We start from the raw sequence: 26852 nt of genomic DNA, 5'->3' as shown, positions 1-26852 counted from the left end.
TTAGAATTAGAAATTTTTAAAATAATTTCATAATAAAAAATATAAAAATCAGTTGAGGTATTTTAATCACCTCAACTGACTCTTTTATGCTTTAATTCAATACTCACTGTCTCCATTATTATTTTTTCTACTATTTTTGATATTGCTATGATGATACTCCCTCTAATTGGTAGAATCAAAATTTATAACACCTTTATACCTGCTGCTCGATTGGCTGCTTCAATTGCCTGATGAGCTAATTCGTTGGCCTCACTAAGAGTCGTCATCGATTGATCAGTATTGTGAAAACCCATACTGCTTTCAGCTGCTACAAAATCCCACATCCATTGAGCTTTACGTACTAGCTCTCTGGATTTAGCAAGTTCAGCCTGATCTGCATTGGGTGACTCACCAGCCTTTTTGATAGCCTCATGGGCTCTTGCCACTGTTTGTCCAGCATTATGCTGTAATTGCCAAGTTTGATCTTGCATAGTTTTGACTCTTTCAAGCAGCCACGTTGATCCTTGGCTATGGCACGGAGAGCAAGAGGAATTAAGATCTTTTGTTGGGCTGGTTATATTATGAGACGTATATTTTTGTCCACTTTTACGCATGAAGGGCATATGACAGTCAGCACATGTTACTCCAGCCTTGCCATGAGTACCAGTCGCATATGTCTCATAATCAGGATGCTGAGCTTTTAGAATCGACGCTTTAGAGTCTGGATGTTGCCAGTCCTGAGCAAAACCATTTGGCTTTTCAGCATAATAAGCATACATTTCTTCTGGCCTTAATCCTTTATCCCAAGGAAGCACGACCTTACTCGTACCTGGCTCGAAGTAATATTCATCATGGCACTGGGCGCAAACGTAAGTACGCATCTCTTCTCGAGTCGCTTTACTCATATCAATGCCACGGCGCTCTTGCGCTTCAATAAAGGATGGAGTAATAACCCGTAAACTCATGGTTTCAGGATCATGGCATGCTGCACAACTAATAGGATGCTTGGCCTTATCCAATAATTCAGCCAAAGGTTTACTTGCATAGCCCCAACCAGATTCTTGATAAAATTGTTCAACATAGGGAGTCTTACAAGAAATACAAGCTCCTTTGCTAGCTTTACTAACTCTTTTACTATCACGTAAATCCTCTAACGAGTATACATGTCCCCGTTCTTCGCTATAATCCTCACTAAATGGCATACCCTTGAAATTAGTAAACAATTCGGGTTGCATATCTGATTTTTGTACTTTAATACTACCACCATAACCCGTTGGTGAAGGTGACATTTCATACATTTTTTTATAACTTTCATATTGCAATGGGTAATGCTGCCCCCATACTGCTGGGTCATATTCCCCTGCTGGAATTGCGGCTGCTTTGACAGTCGATATAGGCTTGAATGCAATACGCACAATCACAAAACCAAAAAATAGTATGACCACACTCAATAAGGCTATTAAAGTTTTTTGAATCTTACTCAATCTCTATGCCTCCTTCGCTTTTGTTGATGCCATGAATTAAACCACGATGGCATTTAGTACAATCTTGTCCACCAACTGCCATACCAGTATTTTCGATTGTCGATTGATGGCATCGTAGACAATTGTCTTCGACAATAGTCTTATTTTTAGGCGTTAACCCCATTGCAGCTGGATAATCTCTAAGTACTTCATGATAAGTGTCATTTGTACCAGTCTTAACTTTTGTAATCAATTTAATGGCCAGATTTTGATGCGGCAAATGACATTCTGTACACGTAAGATGTTTATGATTTGACATCTGCCATGTACCATGAGCTTGTTTCATTGAGTGACAACTTCCACAAAACTCTGGACTATCTGAATAAGCATAGCCAGCACCCGTAGCCATCATTCCTATCAGAACCAGCACTAAGACTACCAGCGCAATCTTTAACGAATTGCGATTTAAAAATTGACTAGTATCCAACTATACTTACCTCCCGATTTTTTTGTAAATTAATACACTCAAAACATAGCATATCCGAAACTCATACGAGCTATCCTCAAAAAATCCTGCCCATGAACCATTTAATGGCGTATATCGCTCGAATCGCTATGTACTAAACCTTATGTAAAACCAACAAAAAAACTACTAAGGAGAATATCCTAGATATCCTCCTTAGTAGCTCTTACTTTCTATAGTGGCAATTTATGCCATCAATATCTTAACAGCCTTTTCGACATTGCTACGAAACGAATTCCATATGATCGGCAGGCGTGTTTTTACTATTATTGTGCATTATAATTTAATTTTCTATAATACTGCCATCGGTACCAATGATTACAAAATTCCAGGGAATCATATTGCCGCTGTTTACTAAAGCTTCTTTGACCGCATTCACAATGCCGCCGCAACAAGGTTTTTCCATCCGTAGTACAGTAATACTTTTAAGCTGATGAGCTTTTAGTATTGCTGTTAACTTTTCAGCATAGTTGACGCTATCTAATTTAGGACAGCCAATAATCGTAATTTTATTGCGCATAAAATCATTGTGGATATTAGCGTAGGCAAAAGCCGTGCAATCAGCCGCAACCAACAAATGAGCATTATCAAAATAAGGAGCGTCTACAGGAACCAGCTGTATTTGACATGGCCATTGTCCTAATTGAGATTCAGAAGTTTGCTTACTTTCCTGAACTTGGCTACTTACTTTTTTTCTTTCAATCACTGCAGCACGAGTGCCTGGACAACCGCCTCCTGAGTTGACTGACTCTGATACTTTAGTTTTTCCCATAAGATGTTTTGGTGCAATTTCTCTATCAAAAGCAACTGCAGCACGCTTCTCAATTGTAATAGCCCCTACAGGACAATTAGGCAAGCACTTTCCAAGACCGTCACAGTATGCATCCGATAGCAACTTTGCTTTTCCATCAATGAGTTGTAAGGCTCCCTCTTGACAAGCCGAGGTACAAAGCCCACAGCCAACACATTTTTCTTCATCTATTTTCACAATTTCTCGTAACATAACATTTCCTCCAGTGCAATATATCTTGTATTTCTATCTCATTGTAATACAATATAATAAAAAAAACGGTATCCTTGGCTACCAAAAACAAGGTGGAGATAAATTTGTGTAATAATCTTGGCAAGATCCTGATGGGATCCCCCTTATTTGACAGTATTTCAGCAAATGAATTAGAAAGTATGATTCATTGCCTACAACCTAAAGTCTATACGTATAAGAAAAATAGTTATATTACGATTGGCGGTGAGCCTTTTACAGGATTAGGTGTTTTACTTACGGGGGAAGCCGTTGTTATAAAAGAAAATGTAGCTGGTAGCCGGAATGTGATGACGACGCTAAGAGCTGGTCATATTTTTGGCGAAATGATTGCATTTTCAAGCAAGAAAATTTGGCCTGCAAGCGTATTTGCTCAAACCCCTTGTTCTGTCATATTTTTGGCTCCTGATAAAATTGCAGGCAGTTGTGCCAATACTTGCACAGGCCACACGCAACTTATAAAAAATATGTTATCAATACTATCGGAAAAAGCTCTTTTACTAAATCGAAAAGTCGAATACCTTACAATCAGCAGTATGCGAGGAAAGATAAGTACCTATCTTCTAGAACAGTGTCGATTAGCAGAGAAACAGGTTTTTAATCTCTCCTTAAGTCGTAATGATTTAGCCGATTTTCTAAACGTCTCTAGAACAGCTTTATCAAGAGAAATGGGGCGTATGAGAGATGAAGGTCTTATTGAATTTTATCGTACATCAATAAAAATTCATGACCTTGAAACCTTAAAGAAGATTGCCGACTCATAAAATATTTTTTTCGACATATCTAAGACTTTTGTCCTATATTTCTGGGTTAAAAGTCTTGACTATTTGTGACATTAGTTGTAACATTATAGCAATAATTGAATTATTTCGGCAAACTTATCAAAAGATGAGGACGCAAAACTATGGGTCTAAGGATGTAATATCTATGATTGCCAGGTTGCCATTTATAGGATTTCCTAGGATGCGCAACAGGCAAAATGCCTGTTTTTTTTATTTCTATTGTGATGAAAATCCATATACAATCGATCAATGATGATAAAGGTGGTATTTTTATGAATATCGATATAAGATCTTGGTCATATAAGAAACTAGGCGAGATTTTTGACAAAGACATCTTAATAAAAGCATTCACTAACTATAAGCATCATTTTGAAATTTTTGACGAAGAATCTACAAAATGCATAGAAGTTCAACCTAAAAAAATGGGTATCGTCATTCCTTTTGATCAGAAAAAGAATGCTTCCCATCCATATAGTATGCTGAATGATACGATTATGAAATTCATTATTACAAGCATTTTCGCAATTTTGTTGATCAATATACTAAACATTTCCTTTAGCAATGCCGAAAAACCCACTGTAAATTACGTGAATATACAAGTATCCAGTGGCGATACGGTATGGAGTATTGCATCACGGTACGCTTCAGATAAAGAAGATATACGAGAATTGGTCTATACAATCAAGACAATAAACGACCTCAATCATAGTGCATCCATTTATGCAGGGCAAACCTTAAAAGTGCCTACTAATGCTAGTAGTAAAGGAGAATTCAGAATCTCCACAAATAATTTTAAAAATGAATTCTAAAAATCTCCAATTTAAGATTTAAAAATGATCTAAAACTCCTGCAAAAAATCTCATTAGAATTTTTGCAGGAGTTTCTGCCGTTATTATTCAATAATACGCCAAGAACTGCTTAGGTGTAGCCACCAGCAAAACGATTCATTCTTTTAAAGCAGCTGGCCCTAAAAGAGTTTTTAAGGGAAAATGAAATGATAGCAACAGATTGCTGATTGCTATCATTTCAAAAAACTATGTACTTTTTTCATGAAGTGTCAATGCATAATCAAGAGGCAGGGTTTCCATTACAGCCTTATACCAATTAGGAGTGGAGGTTAGTGTACGTAAGTCTGCTGTTTTAAGATAGCCTTTGCATGTCAGACAGACTGTAGCCGACCATCCAGGGAATTCCTCAGCAGTTACAATTTTTAGTTTCTCAGGATTTTCCTCATTACAAAAAGCGCAGCCAATACGTTTATATCTCCATTGTGTCAGACAGGCCCCGCACACTAACAAACGTTTTCCTTGCCCTTTTTCCAGACAAGCAAAGGCGGGGCTATCTCCACATACTGGGCACTCTTTATTATCCCAACTTGCTAAAGAGACAACATCCGTCACCAACTTAGCCATTTTCTCTAAGGCTATTCTACAGGATAAATGTACATAAATATCACCATTTTCGGGCAGAATACCAATCTGTTGCCAGTCTGGATGAATCGACTGCTGATCTAAATATCGCAATACTAATTGTTCTGCCTGAATAGTGGGCAATATTTTTTTTTCACGATCGCTGATCACTTCAATGACCAAACAAACTGCTGCGTTAAGAGGAAATTCATTTTCTCTTAACGCTGACTCATCGTTTGCCAATCGTGTTTGCCATAAATTCTGCAGTACATCATCGGCAGGAACCATATCAATCTGGGCAATATGCTCTTCAAGAAACTCCAAAATCTCAGTAAATTCTTTTTTATTGATCACTTTTTTTCTCCTTTTGCGTCATTTCTCGATACCATTTCCCATGATGTAACTTCGCAAAAGAACGTGATACTGTACCACTCAACATCCCGTTAATCGCTTCTTTTGATCCTGGATGCAGCAAGCCAAGGTACATATGAGCAACAATAACAGCCATCATCAAAAATGCGGCAATATCGTGCACAGGATACGCCCAGCGGATAATCCCAAGGGGAATGGAATCAGCATACCACATCATGAAACCAGTGATCGTTAATATCCCACCATCAATCAAGATCAGTAAGGAATTGACTTTTTCACCAGAATTAAACCGACCTTGCTCTGGCAAATTGGCATGACCGCCCAAAAACTCTTTAGGAAATTCTTTCAAAAATGCAATATCTTCTTTACCCCAGGTTGTAATATCCTTGATCCAACGAGTAAAAGCTGGGCTATCCCCAATGATAAACAAGAGTAAAGTACCGAAAGAAAATACAACACCAGCAATCCGATGAACAATTCGTGTCTCTTGTACACCACCAAATAAACTGGCTAAAAAGTGAAAATGAGGGGAGAGCACAACCAATCCAGTTACTACGAGAGTAAAGAAACTAAAGGTGTGCACCCAGTGACTGATTCTTTCAATCAATGAAAATCGTTTAATACGATCATTATTCATCTTTGCTCACCCCCCTGTCCTTCGGTGAAGCAGAATGATGATCAGCCTTTTGCCCTCTAGTTTTTATAAACCCGACTGTCGTTGCGAGCAAGGCTCCAGCAATTGCTACGCCTCCAAAAGGACGTACCAAGTCTTTCCACACATCCACGGACATGGGTACAGCTGGATCATTTGGCAAGTGATAAACCTCAGGTTTTCTGAGTAAAATATAGGTAAAGTTAATTCCATCAAGTTTAGGAGCATCATATAAGACTGCCTCAGGATGCACGGACCTTATTTGTTCGAAGCGTTTTTTTGCCATGGTCATAATTTCATCCCGCGTCCCGTATACAAGTGCTTCTGGCTGGCAAGTTTGCACACAAGCAGGCTTAAGACCATTTGATACCCGCTCAGGGCAACCTGTGCACTTATAGGCTTTGTGGGTTTTAGGATCAACACGGGGCACATGAAAGGTACAATTCGTCACACAATAACCACAACCGATGCATTTATCATGATCAATGACAACAAACCCCTTGTCTGTATGGGAAATCGCATCATAATTACAAGATTTTTGGCAAGCGGCTTCACCACAATGCATACATTGTTGCTTAAAAAACAGCCACTCCATTTTGCTTTGATCCCAAACTTCCTTAAAAGTAATGAAAGTCCAGGTTTTCGGGGTCAGGTTGTCATGAGTTTGATAACTACTGGTCAAGGTTGTCTTCTCCGCTGGCAGACTATTCCACTGCTTACAGGCAATCGAACAGGCTTGGCAAGCAGTACATTTGGATGCATCAAATAAAACGCTCATTCTCTCAGCCATCTTATTTCACCTTCCTTACATTAACCAACAAAGCTTTAAATTCAGGTGTTCCTGCCGCAGGATCAAAAGCCGCATGAGTTAGTGCATTAACACTCGGACCAGTCGCAAGTCCAGCATAACCCCAACCAAAAGGCATGCCTACAGTGTGACTTACTTTGCCGTTAATTGTAAGGGGCTGAATACGCTCCGTTACCATGGCCTTCACTTTAAGAGAGCCTCGCGCCGAAAGAACTTCGACTACTTCACCGTATTTGATATCTAACTTTTGGGCCAGTGCAGTACCAATTTCCAGAAAAGCCTCTGGCATAAATTCTGCTAACCATGGTAAATTCCTGGTTAATGATCCACTACAGAAATGCTCTGTACCAGAAGAATAAGTTGTCAGCACGTAAGGAAATTCTTCAATATTTCCGATGTTTTGTTTATCTTTTAAAGCTTTCCGTGCTTTTGCCAACGGATTTGTTGATACATTAGGATGCAAGATATTAGCAGTAGGACCTTCAAGAGGTTCATAAAATTCAGGCAGCGGTCCATCAACATTAGTCCCTGAAATAGCGGCTGGCATATCACTACCTGATGGTTTATTAACATAAGGAGCCGTAAATAAGCGTCCCATGCGCTCGGCATTCATACGAAAAGCCGCTTTTCCTTCTGGTGTCTCAGGTCCCTTGGTGCGATCCACAACATCGGGTATGTCATTACCTACCCACTGATTTTTGACATTATCCCACCAAATGAGTTTGCGTTTTTCGTCCAGAGGTTGGCCTTTCATGTCGCATGATGCACGATTATAGAGTATACGCATATTAGCTGGCCAAGCATATGACCAGCTCGGAAAGATCCCTAAACCGCTTGGATCTTTACCATCTCGTCGTTTTGCCAAGTTGCCATTGCCACATACACCAGAGTAAATCCAACATCCACAGGAAACATCACCTACTGGCGCTGCCAGATATTCTCCTAAATTCGCCAGCAATTTACCAGTCTTCACATTATATCCACTAATCTCCTGCAACACTTTTTCAGGATCGGGTTCATGACCATAATCCCATACTGCATTTAAGATAGGCTCATCCTTAGGATCACTGCTACCTTTATAAAGTTCCTTAACTTTTTGAAACATCAAATCAAAAATATCAAGGTCCGAAAGACAATCCCCCTCTGGTTTCAGCGCCGCTGGCTTCCATTGCACCCAACGACCGCTATTTGTCAAGCTACCAGCTTTTTCATACAGAAAAGCGGCGGGTAGGAAAATAACCTCTGTTTTAATATCTTCTGGTTTTACATTAGGTGCTTTCCAAAATGTTGCTGTTTCCGTTTCAAATAAATCAACATTGACAAAGAGCTCTAGCTGAGCTAAACCAGCTTCAACAACTTGGTTATTGGGAATACTGACCATTGGGTTAATTCCTACATTCAGTAACATCTTGAATTGTCCACGCGCCATGTCCTCTAACATCGGAATATAAGTTATGGCTTTACCACTCTGCATGCGCGGTAAATAGTTGTAGCAATAATCATTAGCAACTGTCGCCCGCTCACCAAACCAAGCTTTTAAAATTGAGATCAGATTTTTTCGTGCTGCACTACTATATTTTCTACCATAGGTTGCCGTATCTTTATCACTATCAAAAGGAGTCGGTATATACCCTGGCAAGGTAGTCGCTAAATTAGAAAAATCAGTAGAACCTTGCACATTGGGCTCACCTCTTAGAGCATTAACTCCGCCACCCGCCAAGCCAATATTACCCAGCAATAATTGAATAATAGCATAACAACGAATCCCTTGTGTGGCCGTCGTATGCTGTGTCATACCTAATGCATACATGATCGTGCCAGGTCCATTTTTAGATATCATCTCAGCAATTTGTTTTATTTTTTCTGCTGGAATGCCACTAATGGCCGCTCCTGTTTCCAAGGTATAACGTTTAAAATGTTCTTTCATCAAGCTAAATACTGTACCTGGATCCTCATGAGATAAGGACTTAACCGGTTGGTTCTTTTCATCAAGAACGTATCCCCATGTACTGGTATCATAGCTGTTTTTCCCACTATCAAAGCCTGAAAATAGCCCTTCACTAAAATTAAAAGCAGGGTTAATTTTACAAGCAGCATTGGTGAAGTTGAGCATATACTCTTTATTATATAGATTATTTTGCAAAATATAGTTAATGATGGCACCTAGATAAGCCGTATCTGCACCTGGCCTAATTTGGGCAAATAGATCGGCTTTTGCTGCCGTTCTCGTAAAACGTGGATCCACAACAATAATTTTTGCGCCTTTAGCTTGAGCCCTAAGTACATATTTCATGGCAATTGGATGGTTTTCCGCCGCATTAGAACCCGCAATGAGAAACCAGTTTGCATTTTCTAAGTCTGTCCAGGAATTAGTCATGGCTCCTCGGCCAAATGAAGGTGACAAACTTGTCACCGTGGGGGCGTGTCAAACACGGGCCTGGTGTTCATTATAGTTACTACCCATCAAGCGAATAAACTTCGTCATGATATAACATTCTTCATTATCCAGTTCAGCTGACCCCAAAAGGCCTAATGAATCTGTCCGATTAGCCTCATTTACCCAAGTCGTATCGCGAACTGTTTTAATCTTACTCGCGATTTTTTCAATAGCTGCTTCCCAAGAAATTGGTTGCCATTCCTTCCCTCCTGGAGGACGATAAAGAGGTTTGAGGATACGATTTGGATTATCACGCACTTGTCCCAGAGAAGCCCCTTTAGGACATAAACTGCCTTTATTCGTCGGATGATCAGGATCGCCTTCCAAATTAATCAGTTTTTCGTCACGGACATGAAGAATAATTCCGCAACCTCCTGAGCAGAAATGACAAATACTCGGATATTCTGTGGCATTGCGAAGTTTAAGTTCATAGCCGACTGCACGGGCTTTTTCTGCCTCGAATGGCAGACCTGTTGAAAGCACAGTAATTGTTGAAACCGATAATTTGATAAACTGACGTCTAGATAATGTCATTTTTCAATTACCTCCCATCATACTGACTCACGATACTCTTTATCCTATTTCGACAAATAACTATAAATTCCTTTATGGTTATTTGAAAATTCAATCTTTTCATTTTGTATGACTTCTACAAATACAAATCTCACTATAAGATAAACAATGTAATAAGACTTCTATTTTAGAAGAACAACATAAAATATAGAGTTTCGCTATACATGCAGAAGACCCTTTTTAACTCCTATAGAAGCAATCTCAATTCATTATATACAGCCCGTCGGCTTAGGCAATCCTGCTAATTTACAAGCACCTTTTGCTGGTCCTGTTGGAAATAGTTCATAAATTTCTTTTAAGGTCATTCCTGATCCTTTACAGAGTTTTCGCACCATCGGCGCAATGCCGAACTGCTTAAAATAATCCCGCAAATAATGAATAACTTCCCAGTGTTTGTCCGTCAACTCACTTACATTTTCTTGTTTAGCAAAATATTCTACGACGCCTTCGTCCCAATCTTCTGGATTGAGCAAAAAACCATCCTCATCCAGTTCAATTTCTTTGCCATTCATTATCATAATATAGCTCCTCCCATTCTATAGCTTACTTCTTCTGAAGTATTATCGCCTTCCCTACCAAGTCCATGACACCACTCGTGGATAACTCATTCATACCATAGTATTTTAGCAGTTGTGGAATTTGCGCTTTACAGCTAGCGCAAGGCGCTATGACGTAATCAAGTTTCCCTAATGCCCGAATCTGCTCTGCTTTCTTTTTACCAAGTTTCATACGTATGTCCATCATTTCATCCATCAAAATTCCTGAACCCCCACCACAACAGAAATTATCCTCTCTAGCGGGAGTCATTTCTACAAACTCTGCTACACAGACTCTTAAAATAGCACGCGGTTGTTCAATAATCTCACCCGCCCGGGCATAATTGCAAGGATCATGAAGAGTAACCCGCATTGGTAACTTTTGAAGGGGCAATTGATCAAGATGTTGAGCACAGTAATCTAAAATATGAATCAATCCAAAAGAAACTGGCCCACTACTGCCCTCTGTATACATTTTTGCTGCTCGCCAACCATGACCGCATTCTCCCTGAATGACTAACTTTGCTCCTACCTGATTTGCTACTTTTTTCAGACGTTGATTATGATCGCGCATCACATTTAGATTAAATAATAACCCGAAATTTGCCGCCTCCAATATCTCTGATGAAAGAGTCCAATTAACGCCCAAATGATAAAATAATTTAGCTACACCAATCATTGTATCGCTGTTCACAAAAAAATCTGTAGATGAAGGAATATATAATATATCTGAATTAGGTTTATCGAGAGGGATTTTAATCTCTAGTCCAGTCTCTTCTAACATTTCTGCTTCCAAAAACTCGGCACAATCCAGTATTGCAGCTTTAGGAAGACCCATATTATTACCAGTTTTCTTTAGATTGGCCACAATTCCTTGTATAAACTTTGGCATAATACCAAGTTCTGATAAAATATGTCGTGCTGCAATGGTTACCTCAGCCGTATCAATACCAAAGGGACAAAATCTAGCACATCGTCGGCACAAATTACACTGATAAAAATAGGTCAACCATTTACTCAATGTCTCAGTATCAAAGTCTCCTGCACCAGTAAGCTGAGCAAAAGTACGCCCCATCCAAGTAAAATACCGTTTATAAATTCCCCCCATTAATTCGGCACGAGCGGCAGGAATATTATAATAATCTTCAGTCCCTAAATAACTGTGGCATTGTTTAGCGCAATTACCGCACTTTGTACAATTTTCTAACATAACCACTAAAGAACGCATGGATGATTGAAGTTCTTGCATTTTCTTTAAGGCTACGGCCTGCTGATCTTTTTCTAGAACGTAGGGAAAGCCAATGGTAGCTGTATCTTTTTCTTTTGCCATGTGCATCGGAGTTTTCACTGCAAATCCCTTCCTTCCCATAAGCTTACTTTAGCTGAAGTAGTATCTGGATTGGATTTATGTGGAGAAGGATAGACCGGTACCGCTGCAACCATCATTGACTGATTAACAACCCCTCCAACAAAATGTACCAATTTAGAAAATGGTATATAGATCAGTAGCGTATTTGCCAAGAAAAAATGACCAATAAAAGTCCAGTCATGAGGTATTGGGCTGCTTTGAAAGGAAAGAATCCCCTCCATATATATACGAATAACTACTAAATCCATTTCTGATAAAATCACTCTCATATAAAGCCCACTAATTACAACTGCAAGAATCAAAAGCAAATCAAAATATTCTATTGGGTTGCTTAACCTTTTGACTTCCCAAATTACAATACGCCGATACAGCAACATCACTAATGCAGCCAATAGCAGCATTCCAGTACTAGTAGCCAATATAGTGGAAAGTCCTTTACTTTGTGTCGCCGTAATCCCTAACGGCGTAAATTGAAGCCCCAGAGAACTGATACCAACGACATGTCCTACAATCACCATCCCTAATGTGACATGCATCAACCATGCCCATAACCACAAGAATCGATCACTACGCCATAAATTTCTAAACAGCAATAGTTCCTTGCCAATGGTCAAAACTCGTCCCTTCGTAGTTGTTGGTGCTGGAGACAATGTAAGTTGAAAAGGGACAGGCACTCTAAACCATATCCAAACTCGCCAAATCATGCCCACTAAGAAAATTCCCGCTGAAAGATAGGGAAAGATTTGCCCAATAAAAAATAGCATCATCAACCTCCTACGGATTTATCAATAGATAAAGCATCTCACACTGTCAATTGATCCTCAATATTATTACCTAATGAATCTTCATCAAACAAGTCCATTCTTCTATATCTATTTCGCTAAGGGGCTGGATTGTCTTACATTAACGTCCCCACTCTCTGCCCTTAGGCTATTGCAGGATATGTAAATAATAAAAAATGAACTATATTCAAACTAAAATGGGCCAATATACTCGACTCAATTCGGTTGGTCTTCTGATAAATCCATCCGTATCCAAGTCCAGCAATAGTCCCCCATATACTATAGGCAATTCCTCCAGCATAGTGAGCAAAACCAAAAAGCAACGATGCAATAATAAGTGCAATCAAATTTCCCCATGCAAAATTTCTGAAAAGTTCAGCAAGATTTTTTTGAATAAATCCGCGAAAGAACCCTTCCTCCGCCACACACACAAAAAGTAAGTTTGTGATTAGCCAAATGGGTAAACACTCTGGCAGCTTGGGATCAAAATGGACCTCACCTGCAATTAGCGCTAGAAAAACAAGAATGAAAATAAAGAGCACAGTCTTAGGGATGGTTTGCTTAAACATAGCAATCCATTCCTCTTTATTCGATAGCAACCTTTGAGTTAACCCCAAAATAAACAATCCCACAATCGTTTTATCAAAATTTAGATATAACGTAAATGGAGTACCGTCTTGACTAATATATACATTGGACAATACTTTCAGATTATGAAAATAAGGAATTACGTGTGCGCCCAATCCATAAGCCCAAAAAAGGACTATGATTCCTGCAATCATACGCCCTGCAGGATGAGCATACTTTTTTTCCCTATAATGCAAGGCATACCCTATGATAATAATTGTGAAAACAGCATAAGACTCAATTTGATTGCTCATCAATGCGAAAAAACAAGCAATAATAAACGCTATGCTCCATACTGGAATTCTTTTTTTATAAGGTATCCACAAAAAAAGCACCGCGATATATAAAAAACTATAACATAAAACAGTTACCCACGCTAACATCTCTGACCATATCATACTGCAACTCCATCCTCTTTATTTCTATAAGCATTTCTTTATCAATTACTTTTTTCCCTTCATTTTTACTATCATAAGTTCAAACTTCCATTTTTTGCAGTTAGAGATATTACTTTCAGCAGAATTAGAACAATGCATATAGATAGAGAAGGACAGGTTGAAAAAATCAATCTGCCCTTCTCTAAGGTTGAGTTTGTCTCTCATCTTATGTTTAAATTTATCTTTTTTATACAAGTCTAGGCAAAGTGTTCGCCCCATGTGGCATGATATGAGTTTGCAAGTCCTTTCCGCATTTTTCATAAACTAAGGCCAGAGCTTCATCGAGTGTTTTGACAATTTTAATATTAGCCTTCTCTAAGAGATGAGGATCTAAGGATGAAACCAATATCAAATTAAACTTTTCTGCCGATTCACAGAAATAGTAACCTACATATTTTGAAATACTATAATCAGCTCTGAGGGCATCTTCCCGTTCCAGAACAGTATCATAACCCAAAATCATTTCCTGCACTTCCGCATTACCGCCAAGTCCTTCAGGACTTTCGGTCAGAATAATCATCGTACCACCCGGTTTTGTCGCCTCACGCGCGTTAATTAATGTTTTAATCGATTGATAAAGGTTAACATCTTTGGGACTGCCACCTGCCGAAGCAATGACTAGATCTGCTTTTTCCTGAATCTTTACGCCATCAATCCCATCTACTAACTCTCGCCCCTTGTCATGAGCAGCTTGATAATGTCCAGCCACTGCACCTGCAATTCTCCCCTCAGCAGTTACGACATTAAAAAGAAATGTTGGTTTAGCTAAGCTAGCGGCTTCCAGCATATCCAGATGAATCAGATTAGTATCGTCATTACCAGAGCGTACATCAGGATGGGGTCCTAGTCCTCTTGTAGGATTGAGTGACAGAGCATGATTGGCCATGACTGTTTCATAAGAAGAAATACCAGGTAATACATATTTTTTACCACCTGACCATCCAGCGAGGAAATGATAGACAATACCGCCAGTCAGCACAAGATGGTCACATTCCATCGCTTTCTTATTTAACCACACTGGTGTGCCTAAGGAAGTTTCACCACAATAAACTAGATTATCTCGATCATAACAATCATGATCGACGACTTTAAAGCGATCAGCCAATTTTGGTCCAAGTAGCGCTCGATGCTCTGCTACTGTTTGTGGACGATGAGTCCCCAGAGCGCAGATAAAGAGAATATCTTCATCTCGTACCCCGCCTCGCGTTAGTTCGTCAACCACGAGTGGCAGATATAGGTCGGTCCGTTGCCAGGCGCGGGTGATATCCGGAATGACCACACAAACTCGCTGCCCACATTGCACTAGTTCAGAGAGTCGTTGACTACCAATTGGCTCTTCCAAGGCCGCCTGGATCATTTCAGTTTCTGTTTTATCAAAAGTAACTGGATTGCTCTCAATCACTTGCAAAATATTCTTTTCGGCAATTTTAAGTAGCATTTCTTCATGGCCATACTTTAATACAATCTGTTTTTCCATAGTACATCCTCCCTTATAATTGCAACATTCATTTTTATTCTACCAGTGCGACTTCCCTTTCTGTTTCTGTACCTTCCTCTTCTGGAGGTCGACTTCCCCAGTAGCTGGCTAGTACGCTACCGCTGATATATTCCCAAACAGTGCCAACAGCTGCAGGCAAGGCCGCCATCGGATCAAGATGAGCCAAAGCAAGGGCAACAGCAAGACCTGAGTTTTCCATTCCAATCTCAAATGCAATAGCTCGCGATTTTTTGGGAGACATCCCAACGGCCTTCGCAGAATAGTAACCAAGACTCAAGCCGAAAACATTCTGTAATATCACGGCAACGCATAGTACTAGGGCAACCATTACCATTTTTGCTGCATTCAGCGCAACAACGGAAGCCAAAATCGTGATAATGAAGATGACTGATATCGCAGGAACAATTTTGATGATTTTTTCAACAAGCTTCGGAGCGGCCATATGAAGAATAACACCAGCACTAACAGGGATCAACACAATCTTTACGATATCAATAAGAAGTGCAGTCACATTGATGGGAATCATCGATCCAGCTAACAGCAGAAAAATATACGGCGTTAAGATAGGTGCCAACATTGTATTCACGCTGGAAACGGTTATAGAAAGTGCCGTATCACCTTTCGCTATATATGTCATAACATTCGAACCAGTACCGCTAGGAGCAGCACCTAGCAGCACCATTCCTGCCGCTAATGCTGGCGGCAACCCCAACAATTTGGCTACAAAAAATCCAGCTAATGGCATAATCAAATAACGAAAAGCTACGCCATAAAAAACATCTTTGGGGCGGGTCAAAACCAAACGAAAATCTTTCAAGGACATAGTGAGCCCCATCCCTAACATAATCACACCCAACATATAGGAAATATAAGGACCAACTAACTTAAACGGAGCAGGGTTCACAAAAGCAATTGTGGAAAAAAGAAGCACCCAAACTGTCATATACTTACAAACCAGAGCTGCCAACTTTTCAAAAAACTTAATCATTTAATAAACCTCCTAATCATTTTAATTATTTTGTGTTGCAAAAAAGCTGCAACACCTTACAATAAAAAAAACTCTTGCCCTTCAAGTCTGAATAGACTCAAAGGGGCAAGAGAAAATTCTCGCGATACCACCCTTTTTCATAGACCAATTGGTCTACCTCTCATCAGGTCTAACAACCCTAGCAATATAACGGTTGCACTCCTTTACGGAGCTGATCCGGCGCAGCTTACGTTTATCGTTCAGCTTTGCTGTTCAGGAGTGATCTTTGCATCCCATCGTTACCGGTTCACACCAACCACCGGCTCTCTGAAACGATCTTAAGATTGCAACATTCTCCCTCATCACATTTACATTAATATTAAAAATATGTAAATTTCATTTCATTTTGTTAACTATATATTATTATACTCCTCCTTTTGTATCTGTCAAGTGGAAATTGTCATCTCATAACATACTAATTCATGAATAGATTTGATCAATTCTTTGATAGAGCAGCACCGATTAACGCGATACTGCTCACAAAGACCATAACTAGCGATGCCTTCCTAAAGGTTTCTGAATTTATGCGATGAAAAGCTTTCTCCCCTAAGTAAAATCCAATATATAAGGCAGGTATAGACAGTAATGTCTGGAGCCACAGATCTCTAATTTTTAGCGTACCTGCAAAGTATGAAATCACTATAGATGCTATATTTATCAGTAAGAAGTACCGAGTAAGGTTTCCACGAAAAACACTTTTGTTTTCTTCAGCTTTGGAATTAAGATAATATAAAATAATGGGTGGACCATTTATACTCGTTGTTGTAGCAAGAAACCCACTCAAACCGCCTACAATACCTTCAGTAAACTTATGATGATTGATCGATATCTTATAATTCTTCCATAAAGCAAGCACAGCAATCAGCAAAACAATGCCAATAAATAATTTAAGACCATCATTACTGATCATGGTCATAATATATGCCCCAGGAATTGCCCCGACAATACTTGCAGTTATCAGTGGGAATATCGCCTTAAAGCTCCCATCATGTTTGGTAGCTCTCATCATGAAAAGCCTAATAATGAGACCTGTAAGCATGGTAAGCATAACAGTTTCTTTGGGCCCCAGCACCAAAGCTAAGAGAGGTGCTGTTATAATCGCATAACCAAAACCCGTTGCGGTCTGCAAAAAGCTAGATAGAATTAGAACTGCAAAAACATATACTTCCGTTACCAATGTATCCCAACCTCCTTCTTGCGGATTGTAAATACTTGAGCGTTGCTACTATCTACTCAAATAAAGCTACTGAGCTATGATCACATAACATTATCCGCAAATATCAAACTGTTTTTAACAGTTTGACTTTTCACAACATCCTCCCTGATACTCTTTATAAATTCCTAATTCTCTTTTCCTAGAAGCTCCTCCACTAATATATGAACCCTCTACAACCGTTGTAAAACCCTTTTTTGCAAGAATTCCTTTTATGAAATCCACATGAGGACACCTGTCATAATGAGCATTATCCGTTACCATACATGAAGCTAAATGAATCACTACTTCATCCTTTAAGACATCAGTTTTCTTCGTTAATTTTCCGATAAAATGCTCAATTTTAGCTGCCACACTCTTACCACAACAGCCACCGCATGTAAAGGAGATGTATCTACTATTCTCCCCATACTTTTCAAATGCCCCACTTTTCTCATAAAAACTATGGGTACAAGCAAACCCACTACATCGATTATGAGCAATATCACATTGAATAATTAAAATATATTTCTCCATATTTAAAACTCCCTCCATTTTGAAGTCTTATCAATCTTTGACTTCTTATTATAAAAATAATACAATCAAATTAACTCTAATAAAAGTACCAATTTACGAATTTTTATAGGATACAGTTTACAAAGAAAGTGAATCATTAAAATTCACTTTAGCGCTAAACTTAAGTCAGGCAGGGTCTCTGCATGATTTTCCAAAACTGTACCTAACAAAATTGTAATTTCTGTACATTTTAAAAGGTTCAAATTTATTTTATAATACAATTATGATTTTGAGATCTCTAACTTATATAATGATTTCTTTTTCCCTATCTTAACGTAATAAAACAAACACTGGAGGATATTAATATGAAACAAAAACTTGCAAGAGTCGTGGCGATCCACGATATGTCCGGGTATGGTAAATGCTCACTTACAGTAGCCATTCCAGTAATATCAGCGGCTGGAATCGAGGTTTGTCCTCTTCCTACTGCATTATTATCTACGAATACTCTTTTCCCTGGGTTTAAATTCTTTGACTTTACTCCGCAAATGGATGAAATTATCAATCATTGGAAAGAAATTGGTTTTAAGACCGATTGTGCTTATAGTGGATTCTTGGGCTCGGCAGAGCAAATCCAAATCGTTAAAAACTTCATGCTGGATTTCAACTGCTCATTAAAAATAGTCGACCCTGTAATGGGTGACAATGGCATAATCATTAAAACCTATACACCAGAAATGTGCGATACCATGCGGGATCTTGCTTCAATTGCCGATATCGTTACTCCAAACCTTACAGAAGCCTATATTCTTACAGGCAGAGAGTATGTAGATGGAGAAGTTGATAGTGACACGTCTCGCAAACTTTGTGCTGAAATCATTGAAATGGGTGCGAAAAATGTGGTATTAACAGGTGTCGTTCGAGGCGATTCCTTGTATAACTGCGCAATGAGTGACGATCATTCTTATTTTGAAGTAGCAGTTGATCTACTCCCTTACCATATGCATGGCACAGGAGATCTTTTCACTAGCGTACTTACATCAGGTGTTGTCAGTGGTTACACGCTAAAAGAAAGCGTAGAAAGTGCCGCACATTTCGTACGGGATGCAATGATTGTCAGCAATGATATCGAAGATGCTTTCGACCGTGGAGTCGCATTTGAACCTATTGCCTACAAATTACGCGGCGGTCTTTACAATAAATAATTCGCTTTAAAAATAAGCATTTCAAAATGAAAAACTTACAAAACACTTATCTTCGTAACTTTATACATTAATAAAAAAATCTACACCGTTTTTAAACGTTGTAGATTTTTTGGTTCTGATGCAAATAAATCAAGTGTTGGTACATTTCCACCAGTAGAACCACCTATGAAATCTAAACTACAATCATAGAAAATTACCAGCTCACTCTTGATTATGACCATATCACAGATGTTTTACGGACGCAGGAAATTTTACCATAAAAGTGGTTCCGTAGTTTCCCGTCTTAATATCGATTTTTGCATTATGCCGATTGACTATGCTAAAGCATATCGGTAATCCCAGCCCAGTGCCTTTTTCTTTCGTCGTCAGAAAGGGTGTCCCTAATTTCTGCTTAATTTCCATGGGGATACCCATACCTTGATCTTGAATGAATAAAACCACTTGCTGCGTTTCCACAAATGTACCAATCGTCAATTGTCCTCCCGGCAGCATAGCTTCCAAACCGTTCCTGACGAGATTGAGAATGAGTTGTCGCATTTCTTGAGAATCCAGAAGCAAAGTAGGAATATCAGCCGATAATTCCGTGATAATCCACTTTTCATTAAGAAGTGCATCAGACTCCATCAATGGTAACAGATCTTTGACGATCTTATTCAGATTCTGCGGTGATTGATCGAGAGGCTTATCCTTAGCTAGAGAGAGATATTCCGTAATAATAGAATTCGCTCTGTCCAGTTCGGTAATCATTAAATTGAGCTGCGAATCAAACTGAGTAAATTCTTTCCTTCGCATGAAAGACTGCAAGAACCCCCTTACCGTCGTCAAGGGATTTCTGATTTCATGGGCAATGCCAGCGGCCATTTCCCCAATCAGATTTAACCGATCCATGCGGGACATCTCTTTTTCCATAAGTTTACGTTCGGTGACATCGGCGATAATCGACCTGTATTTTGATCCATAATCATCAGTGCCCGGCAGCGGCATACTGATAATTTGAGCATAGATAGCCGGAGTGTTTTTTTGTATAAGCCCCAATTCGGTAATGACCTTTTTACCAGTCAATCTGCATGCCCGCAGATGATCAAAAAAAAGTTTATAACTACCTTTATCAACAAAAACAGACATCGGCATACCAAGCAGTCGTGATCGCTCCATGCCTAATAGGGCTGCGCCAGCAAGATTAATCTCACTGATACAGCCCTTTTCATCGAAAGTCACGTAACCTGCTGGTGCAAAATCATAAAGATCTGCATAGCGTTTGCGGGATTCCTCCAACACCTCGAGAGTCTCTTGCATCGCCCGGCACTGATTTTCCAAATCCAATTCCCGAGTCTGCAATTCATACTTTAGCCATTGAAATTCTTCTTTCCTAGCGGGATCAACGACTCCTCCCGGACCTTCGGCATTCGATCGGACCATGTACTCTCCTCCTGTTGACCGAGCATATCCTTCTGCCCGGTTCCACTGACGTCTTCTTGCATTATCCCACTGTTGTTGCTTTACCCTTTGGCTTTACGTTATCCTGTCTGCAAGGCAATCGTTTCAAAAGCCATCAGAATCAGTTTCGTATTGTCGTGCAAGTTTACAATTCGGCGGGCATTAATCAACATGGTTAATTTTCCGATATCAGGGAAATCGCCGGTGACCGCAAAATTTTCAAACACCTCATCATGATCTAGAAGATCCGTCAGCAGGGTGCTCAATTCTATAAGATTCCACTGCCTGTCTTGTATTTGGAAAATGGATTGACCGGTCAATTCTCCAGGTGTCATCAGAAAAGTCTGATAAAAAGCCTTATTGGCCGTTTTCAACCGTAGGTCGGCATCAAGGACCACCATGGGATGCCTTACGGTTTCCACAATGGCTTCGGCGTATTCCCGGGCCTCTTGGGCCACTCTACTACTTTGCTTGATGGCGTCAATATCGGCAAAGGTAATGATAACACCATCAATCTTGTTATCTGTAGTTCGATAGGGACGTATCTGCATGGAATACCAATGGCCCCATCGGTCTTGGACTTCTTGCTCCGTGCTGTTTAGAGTGTCAATTACCTGAAGGCTCGCTTGCTCCAAATCAGGAACATCAATGTTTGGTTTAATATTATTGATCGGGCGTCCAACATCTGCACCGATTAAATTAAATATTTTTTCGGCAACCGAGTTGAAGCGCCTAATACGCAAATCGCTGCTGAGTATAAGGACAGGAAGGTTTATACTGCGAAGCAAATTGATCATATCATTGTTGGCATGGTTCAACTCCATATTGCGTGTTCTCAATTCTTCGTTCAGAGTCATCAATTCTTCGTTGGTCGACTGGAGTTCCTCTTTGGCGGTCTCCATCTCTTCATTCATGCTCTGCAGTTCCTCATTGCCCGATTGCACTTCCTCGATCGCATACCTGAGATCCTCGTTGGTCGCTTCGTGCTGGTCAATGGTCGACTGCAGGTATTCCTTTGTGGCAGCAACTTCTTGTTTGAGGCGCAGGACCTCATCTACAGCCCTCACCTGATTAAAAACTTCCTGTGCCGCAACGTCTCTGCCAAACGTACTATCATGCATAGGCTGCGATGTAACCTCCCTGAACAACACTAAAAAGTATTCGCCTTTTTGAAATGGTCCATTGATAGGGACAACATCAACAGTAACTGGGAGCGAATGCCCATTCTTGAGAACATGCAGGCCTTCCTTTCTAACCAGCACATTTTCCTTTTTGGCCTGGTTGACGGCTGACCGCAATCCGGTGAACAAACCGTCCCGAGCCATCTTCAATAGATTTACACTCGGCATTCCTGATGCTGGTTCAAGATAGACGCCGGTACGACCCCGAAACTGGATAATATCCAGTTTGCTATTGATAATGACACCAGGGGGAGCATATTTACCGAGAATAATCCGATCAGCCTCTTTGTAAACCCCCTCTAGCCCAGAACCGCCGCTGAAACCGTCTGGATCGCTCTTACTACGATTTTGGGTCGCTGCCGCATGCTCAGTGGCAGAAAAATCAAACACGATCGGAGTCGCTACCGATTTTTTCCTATAAATCCTGTATTTTTTATCTACCATATCAAACAAGTCAGCAAATACACCGATAGACTCTGACGCCCCTAAAATCAAAAAACCATTGGGGTTCAGGGAATAATGGAAAATTGGGAATATTCGTTTATGTAATGCTGCCCCAAAATAGATAATTACATTACGGCAACTGACAAGATCCACCCTGGAAATAGGCGGGTCTTGTCCTATGTCCTGTCTGGCGAATACGCATATGTCGCGAATGGCCTTGCTGACCTGATACCCTTGTTCCACCTCGACAAAGAAACGGCTAAGCCGCGTCGGCGAAACATCGGTCATGATCGTCTTAGGGTAGAGTCCGACCCGTGCTTTTTCGATAACTGTTTCATTAATATCAGTAGCGAAAATCTGGATTCGCCGATTGATGGTGTTTTCCTCCAGAAATTCCAGCAAAGCAATGGCCAAGGAATAGGCTTCCTCACCAGTTGAACATCCGGCCACCCACAGCCGAATGGGTGCGTTGATTGGAGCAGCGTTGACGATAGATGGGAAAATTTCCTTTTTCAAAGTATCGAATGCTTGCTGCTCACGAAAAAATTTCGTAACATTGATCAGTATATCTTGCTGCAAGGCGGTAAGTTCTTCGGCATTTTCCCGCAAATAAGCGACATAATCATCAAGTTTGTCTATCTTGAGTAAAAGCATTCTACGCATAATACGTCGTTTTACAGTAAGTTGCTTGTACTCATCAAAATTAATACCTCTGACTTTGCGTAACAGGGCAATAATTCTATTGAGTGCGTCATCTTCGCCCACGAACAACTCGGCGTCCTCCGCTATTGGTCTTGTAATAATCCAGGATTGACTAATCCGTGAAAGTTCACCAGCAATCTGTGACGGTACCAGAACAAAATCCACCATACCCGTAGCGATTGCACTACGCGGCATGCTGTCATATTCCGACGACTCAGGCGTCTGGGCGAAAACAATGCCGCCGACATCCTTTATCTCCTTTACTCCTTGTGCACCGTCTGCGCCGTTTCCCGATAAAATCACTCCGAGAGCTTTACTCGCCCTATCCACAGCTAGCGATTCGAGGAAAGAATCTATCGGTGTATGGCGTCGCACGCCGTTTTTTTGCGGCACGACAGTCAGACCCCCATGGGAAACAGCCAGCTCGGTACCAGGTGCAATAACATAAACATGGTTGGGCTGCACGACGACGTTATCCGTTACTTCACTAACAGGCATGACTGTAGCCCTGGACAAAATGTCAGCCAAGGTGCTGTCGCTGTTGGCATCCAAGTGCTGAACAACTACAAAAGCCATGTCGGTTGTTTCCGCCATATTCTCAAATAGTTGCAACAGAGCTGACAACCCTCCAGCAGAGGCCCCAATACCGACAATTGGACAATCCTGCCTCTGGAATTGGCTGCCATAGATCTTGTCACTATTTCTTTCTTTCAACATTCTACTCCCTTCAACAAATAGAGACGATATTATGCGCCATACGCAATCTCGCAGCAGTGGAAACTGATAAACTACTCCACAACTGATTATCTTTATGCAATATTCTACAATGCTATACTCTTCTCCTGCCTGGAAATTAATGTAATTGGATAATAATTACATTCACTATAAAACATACAAAAAAACCACAGAGAACATTCTCTGTGGTTTAAAATTCTTTATGGCATGATAAAAATAATTGAGCTACAATCTTATTTGGAGCGGGAAAAGAGATTCGAACTCTCGACCCTCGCCTTGGCAAGGCGATGCTCTACCGCTGAGCTATTCCCGCATGTTAAATGGTGCCTCAGGGCAGAATCGAACTGCCGACACGAGGATTTTCAGTCCTCTGCTCTACCGACTGAGCTACCGAGGCAAAATGGTGGGCGATGACAGGATCGAACTGCCGACATCCTGCTTGTAAGGCAGGCGCTCTCCCAGCTGAGCTAATCGCCCATATTGTGGTGACCCGTGGGGGAATCGAACCCCCGTTATCGCCGTGAAAGGGCGGTGTCTTAACCGCTTGACCAACGGGCCATATAAATGGTGACCAATGACGTGCTTGAGTAATGGCGGAGCGGGTGGGATTTGAACCCACGCAGGCCTCACGACCTCTAACGATTTAGCAAACCGTCCTCTTCAGCCACTTGAGTACCGCTCCATAACTATCATTGGTTACAAGAGTAAAATTCAAATCTACGATCGATCGGTTAATAGTCGATTACTTTACTAACTGAGCTATCGTCACTAAATATGGAGCGGGTGAAGGGAATCGAACCCTCGTAGCTAGCTTGGAAGGCTAGTGCTCTACCATTGAGCTACACCCGCATGGAACTTACAAAACAGAATCCAACTGACTTTCTGCGGCAAATATCATGGTGACCCCGGCAGGATTCGAACCTGCGACCTTTTGATTCGTAGTCAAACGCTCTATCCAGCTGGGCTACGGAGTCAATTACTACATAATTCATTTGACGTCAGGAGACTATAATATCATTTATTGAGCATTATGTCAACTTTTTTTTGCATTTTTTTGCACCAGAATCTCTTTATCCCTGAAGTAATATTTTCTTCTCCATATCTGCCTCTTATATTTAAAAACTTTTTATAAGCAAATAGCCTTAGATATTACCTTTCCACCTATCCTATGAGCTACAGCCTTGCGTTCTGTAAATATCAATACTTCATTATAACCATATTCTTTAACATATTCTTCAGCAAGATCAATATATCTTCCACAATCCTCTGGACGGTGTGCATCAGAGGAAAAAATAATTGGTATATTATAATCTTTTGCTGTTTTCATAAAAGCAGGGTAAGGTGAAATTTCATTAATAGGATAGCGATATAATGTACCAGTATTAACATCTATACCCATACCCGCTTCACTTAAGGCTATGGCAACTCTATTTAAAAAGGGCTGCACATCAAACGTTGGGATATGTTTAAACAGTCTAAGATTAAAAGGATGTCCAAGAACATCATATAATCCAGCACGACATAATCCTTCTATTTCAGCAGTGTACCAATCATAAATATCCCTTAAACTATGTTCATCCCAAACGAATTTTAGATCCGAAAAATCAAATCCCCACGAATTTATAAAATGCACAGAACCGATGATATAGTCAAAATTATATTCTTTCAAAATTTCAGCTACCCGCTGCTGATTCTTAAAGTTACAGACTTCTATACCCGTTTTCACCGGATAACCCTGTTTCTTGAGACTATTCATAAAATCCATATAGTCTTTCAAACTATAGCGAAATTTATTTTTAAGCAACCATTGCTGTTGATAGGTTCCGATTGGTGAATCATCTAAAATCAGCTCTTCATTGTACAGCTCTTTAAACTCTATAAACCCATGACTGTGTTCTGCTATTCCGATCTCATCAATATTTCGCTGACGTGCATGGCGGAAAAATCCCTTTACCCATTCAAGATTATAACTGCCATTTTCAAAATGCATATGATAATCAATTCTCATATTTTTTCAATTCCTTTGCTAAAAATAGATCAACAAATCGTATAAATTTTATACACTTAAATACTTTATTGATTCTGGTACAAAAAATAAAGACATGCTTATCATTTTACCATAAACTTAAAAAATGAGGTAAAAATATCGCAGAATTTATCAAAAAAAATAATAATAATAATAATAAATAAACACACCAATAGTAAAAAACTGCCTTTGCGGTTTTCATTCACCACTTGGACAGTTTTTTAATTGTTATTACCAGTAAATTATATCGATTAGAGCATAATCATATTTCGAAAACGCCTAAAAAGCTGTAATTGAGTTTGTTATGCCAAATGGCAGTATGGACACTAGCAGTTAACAAAGGCAACAGAATATTTTTAATTTACGATTGTCACTTGAGTACCTATAGGTACCAGTTGAGATAGCATGAGTACATCACGATTATACATGCGGATACAACCATGAGAAACAAGATGACCAATAGAAGATGGATCATTTGTTCCATGGATACCATAAGAAGGTTTGCTTAATCCCATCCACATAACACCAAATACACCACCAGGGTTAGGATGTTTGTTGATAATATGATAAGTACCTGTTGGTGTTGGAGTAAGCATTTTGCCGATTCCAACGGGGTAGGATCTTATCGCAGAACCATTTTTATATAGAGTGAGTCTTTTACTAGATAACTCTACAGTGATTGAATAAGCCATGTTTTCACCTCTCTATTATTCTATGCTGAATAATAGAGAGATGTACTAAGGATTGACTAACTGGATATGTATAACAAAAAACACCACTAACATTATCACAAGATAATATTAACAGTGCTTTTATTTGCTTTATTTCATTGCCCTGTCATAGCACAGAACATTTCTCATTTCAAATTGGTGCGAAGGGGGGGACTTGAACCCCCACGGACGTTACCATCCTCTGGATTTTAAGTCCAGTGCGTCTGCCGATTCCGCCACCCTCGCATATATGAAAATTAACTAATTGGAGCGGGAAAGGAGATTCGAACTCCCGACCCTCGCCTTGGCAAGGCGATGCTCTACCGCTGAGCTATTCCCGCATGATAATTGGCTCCTGGAGTAGGACTCGAACCTACGACCGATCGGTTAA

At 40.0% G+C, this 26852-nt stretch carries 22 protein-coding genes, 9 tRNA genes, 1 riboswitch and 1 other annotated feature; of the genes, 3 read left to right on the top strand and 28 right to left on the bottom strand.

Features of this window, described 5'->3' with window-relative positions:
- Positions 1 to 182 precede the first annotated feature (182 nt).
- The 3 genes from ACAN52_RS18695 to ACAN52_RS18685 all read right to left on the bottom strand — a co-directional run bounded on the left by ACAN52_RS18695 (position 183) and on the right by ACAN52_RS18685 (position 2968).
- Positions 183 to 1463 carry an ammonia-forming cytochrome c nitrite reductase subunit c552 gene (locus ACAN52_RS18695; protein WP_378956482.1) on the bottom strand — a complete coding sequence of 427 codons (1281 nt, stop codon included), beginning with the start codon at positions 1461 to 1463 and terminating at the stop codon, positions 183 to 185.
- The gene (locus tag ACAN52_RS18690; protein ID WP_378956481.1) at positions 1456 to 1929 is read right to left on the bottom strand and encodes a cytochrome c3 family protein; all 474 of its coding nucleotides are present in this window, start codon (positions 1927 to 1929) and stop codon (positions 1456 to 1458) included. Before ACAN52_RS18690 ends, ACAN52_RS18695 begins: the two co-directional genes overlap by 8 nt.
- Before the next feature lie 319 nt (positions 1930 to 2248).
- The gene (locus ACAN52_RS18685) at positions 2249 to 2968 is read right to left on the bottom strand and encodes a 4Fe-4S binding protein (protein ID WP_378956480.1); all 720 of its coding nucleotides are present in this window, start codon (positions 2966 to 2968) and stop codon (positions 2249 to 2251) included.
- A 104-nt stretch (positions 2969 to 3072) separates the two neighbouring features.
- Here ACAN52_RS18685 and ACAN52_RS18680 point away from each other — a divergent pair, with 104 nt between their 5' ends.
- Positions 3073 to 3768, top strand: a complete 696-nt coding sequence (locus ACAN52_RS18680; protein WP_378956479.1) for a Crp/Fnr family transcriptional regulator — start codon at positions 3073 to 3075, stop codon at positions 3766 to 3768.
- Between the two features lie 97 nt (positions 3769 to 3865).
- Positions 3866 to 3951: riboswitch (cyclic di-GMP riboswitch) on the top strand.
- Between the two features lie 107 nt (positions 3952 to 4058).
- Positions 4059 to 4595 (top strand): LysM peptidoglycan-binding domain-containing protein, encoded by a 537-nt coding sequence (locus tag ACAN52_RS18675; protein WP_378956478.1) that lies wholly within the window; start codon positions 4059 to 4061, stop codon positions 4593 to 4595.
- A gap of 225 nt (positions 4596 to 4820) precedes the next feature.
- Here the strand turns inward: ACAN52_RS18675 and ACAN52_RS18670 are convergent, their stop codons facing one another.
- From ACAN52_RS18670 to ACAN52_RS18615, 12 genes are all read right to left on the bottom strand, one after another.
- A complete protein-coding gene (locus ACAN52_RS18670) occupies positions 4821 to 5549 on the bottom strand; it encodes a formate dehydrogenase accessory protein FdhE (RefSeq protein WP_378956477.1) in 729 nt (242 codons plus the stop codon).
- Positions 5539 to 6204, bottom strand: coding sequence for a formate dehydrogenase subunit gamma (locus tag ACAN52_RS18665; protein WP_378956476.1), 666 nt, complete (start codon positions 6202 to 6204; stop codon positions 5539 to 5541). The genes ACAN52_RS18670 and ACAN52_RS18665 overlap by 11 nt, the downstream gene beginning before the upstream one ends.
- The gene (locus ACAN52_RS18660) at positions 6197 to 7009 is read right to left on the bottom strand and encodes a 4Fe-4S dicluster domain-containing protein (protein WP_378956475.1); all 813 of its coding nucleotides are present in this window, start codon (positions 7007 to 7009) and stop codon (positions 6197 to 6199) included. The genes ACAN52_RS18665 and ACAN52_RS18660 overlap by 8 nt, the downstream gene beginning before the upstream one ends.
- Position 7010: 1 nt before the next feature.
- Positions 7011 to 9998, bottom strand: coding sequence for a formate dehydrogenase-N subunit alpha (gene fdnG / locus ACAN52_RS18655; RefSeq protein ID WP_378956474.1), 2988 nt, complete (start codon positions 9996 to 9998; stop codon positions 7011 to 7013).
- A gap of 248 nt (positions 9999 to 10246) precedes the next feature.
- Entirely contained in the window at positions 10247 to 10555 is a 309-nt protein-coding gene (locus ACAN52_RS18650; RefSeq protein WP_378956473.1) for a TusE/DsrC/DsvC family sulfur relay protein, read from the bottom strand.
- A 25-nt stretch (positions 10556 to 10580) separates the two neighbouring features.
- Positions 10581 to 11921 (bottom strand): (Fe-S)-binding protein, encoded by a 1341-nt coding sequence (locus ACAN52_RS18645; RefSeq protein ID WP_378956472.1) that lies wholly within the window; start codon positions 11919 to 11921, stop codon positions 10581 to 10583.
- The gene (locus ACAN52_RS18640; RefSeq protein WP_378956471.1) at positions 11918 to 12709 is read right to left on the bottom strand and encodes a respiratory nitrate reductase subunit gamma; all 792 of its coding nucleotides are present in this window, start codon (positions 12707 to 12709) and stop codon (positions 11918 to 11920) included. Before ACAN52_RS18640 ends, ACAN52_RS18645 begins: the two co-directional genes overlap by 4 nt.
- A 158-nt stretch (positions 12710 to 12867) precedes the next feature.
- Positions 12868 to 13749 carry a CPBP family intramembrane glutamic endopeptidase gene (locus tag ACAN52_RS18635; protein WP_378956470.1) on the bottom strand — a complete coding sequence of 294 codons (882 nt, stop codon included), beginning with the start codon at positions 13747 to 13749 and terminating at the stop codon, positions 12868 to 12870.
- 226 nt (positions 13750 to 13975) lie between these two features.
- Positions 13976 to 15265 carry a nickel-dependent lactate racemase gene (gene larA / locus ACAN52_RS18630; RefSeq protein WP_378956469.1) on the bottom strand — a complete coding sequence of 430 codons (1290 nt, stop codon included), beginning with the start codon at positions 15263 to 15265 and terminating at the stop codon, positions 13976 to 13978.
- Positions 15266 to 15299: 34 nt separating this feature from the next.
- Positions 15300 to 16274: a bile acid:sodium symporter family protein gene (locus tag ACAN52_RS18625; RefSeq protein ID WP_378956468.1), complete on the bottom strand. Its 975-nt coding sequence runs from the start codon at positions 16272 to 16274 to the stop codon at positions 15300 to 15302.
- Between the two features lie 98 nt (positions 16275 to 16372).
- Positions 16373 to 16625: a binding site (T-box leader), on the bottom strand.
- Positions 16626 to 16749: 124 nt separating this feature from the next.
- A complete protein-coding gene (locus ACAN52_RS18620) occupies positions 16750 to 17490 on the bottom strand; it encodes a sulfite exporter TauE/SafE family protein (protein WP_378956467.1) in 741 nt (246 codons plus the stop codon).
- 114 nt (positions 17491 to 17604) lie between these two features.
- On the bottom strand, positions 17605 to 18042 hold the full coding sequence (locus ACAN52_RS18615) for a CGGC domain-containing protein (RefSeq protein WP_378956466.1): 438 nt from the start codon (positions 18040 to 18042) through the stop codon (positions 17605 to 17607).
- A 344-nt stretch (positions 18043 to 18386) separates the two neighbouring features.
- Between ACAN52_RS18615 and ACAN52_RS18610 the strand changes: the two genes are divergently transcribed.
- Positions 18387 to 19226, top strand: a complete 840-nt coding sequence (locus ACAN52_RS18610) for a pyridoxamine kinase (protein ID WP_378956465.1) — start codon at positions 18387 to 18389, stop codon at positions 19224 to 19226.
- 222 nt (positions 19227 to 19448) lie between these two features.
- Here the strand turns inward: ACAN52_RS18610 and ACAN52_RS18605 are convergent, their stop codons facing one another.
- The 13 genes from ACAN52_RS18605 to ACAN52_RS18545 all read right to left on the bottom strand — a co-directional run bounded on the left by ACAN52_RS18605 (position 19449) and on the right by ACAN52_RS18545 (position 26802).
- The gene (locus ACAN52_RS18605; protein WP_378956464.1) at positions 19449 to 20645 is read right to left on the bottom strand and encodes an ATP-binding protein; all 1197 of its coding nucleotides are present in this window, start codon (positions 20643 to 20645) and stop codon (positions 19449 to 19451) included.
- A 98-nt stretch (positions 20646 to 20743) separates the two neighbouring features.
- Positions 20744 to 23707, bottom strand: a complete 2964-nt coding sequence (locus ACAN52_RS18600; protein ID WP_378956463.1) for a chemotaxis protein CheB — start codon at positions 23705 to 23707, stop codon at positions 20744 to 20746.
- Positions 23708 to 23963: 256 nt separating this feature from the next.
- Positions 23964 to 24038 (bottom strand) — tRNA-Gly (locus ACAN52_RS18595).
- An 8-nt stretch (positions 24039 to 24046) separates the two neighbouring features.
- Positions 24047 to 24122: transfer RNA gene (locus tag ACAN52_RS18590), tRNA-Phe, on the bottom strand.
- A gap of 4 nt (positions 24123 to 24126) precedes the next feature.
- Positions 24127 to 24202: transfer RNA gene (locus tag ACAN52_RS18585), tRNA-Val, on the bottom strand.
- Between the two features lie 6 nt (positions 24203 to 24208).
- A tRNA-Glu gene (locus ACAN52_RS18580) sits at positions 24209 to 24283 on the bottom strand.
- Positions 24284 to 24316: 33 nt separating this feature from the next.
- Positions 24317 to 24407 (bottom strand) — tRNA-Ser (locus ACAN52_RS18575).
- A 93-nt stretch (positions 24408 to 24500) separates the two neighbouring features.
- A tRNA-Gly gene (locus ACAN52_RS18570) sits at positions 24501 to 24574 on the bottom strand.
- A gap of 48 nt (positions 24575 to 24622) precedes the next feature.
- Positions 24623 to 24699 (bottom strand) — tRNA-Arg (locus ACAN52_RS18565).
- Between the two features lie 152 nt (positions 24700 to 24851).
- The gene (locus tag ACAN52_RS18560; RefSeq protein ID WP_378956462.1) at positions 24852 to 25733 is read right to left on the bottom strand and encodes a histidinol-phosphatase; all 882 of its coding nucleotides are present in this window, start codon (positions 25731 to 25733) and stop codon (positions 24852 to 24854) included.
- A 374-nt stretch (positions 25734 to 26107) separates the two neighbouring features.
- A complete protein-coding gene (locus ACAN52_RS18555; RefSeq protein WP_378956461.1) occupies positions 26108 to 26443 on the bottom strand; it encodes a L,D-transpeptidase in 336 nt (111 codons plus the stop codon).
- A gap of 175 nt (positions 26444 to 26618) precedes the next feature.
- Positions 26619 to 26707, bottom strand: a tRNA-Leu gene (locus ACAN52_RS18550).
- A 20-nt stretch (positions 26708 to 26727) separates the two neighbouring features.
- Positions 26728 to 26802 (bottom strand) — tRNA-Gly (locus ACAN52_RS18545).
- Positions 26803 to 26852: the final 50 nt, after the last annotated feature.

Source organism: Pelosinus sp. sgz500959, assembly GCF_042610375.1.
Taxonomy (GTDB): Bacteria; Bacillota; Negativicutes; order DSM-13327; family DSM-13327; genus CTSoil-075.
This window is presented reverse-complemented; position numbering and strand designations above follow the sequence as displayed.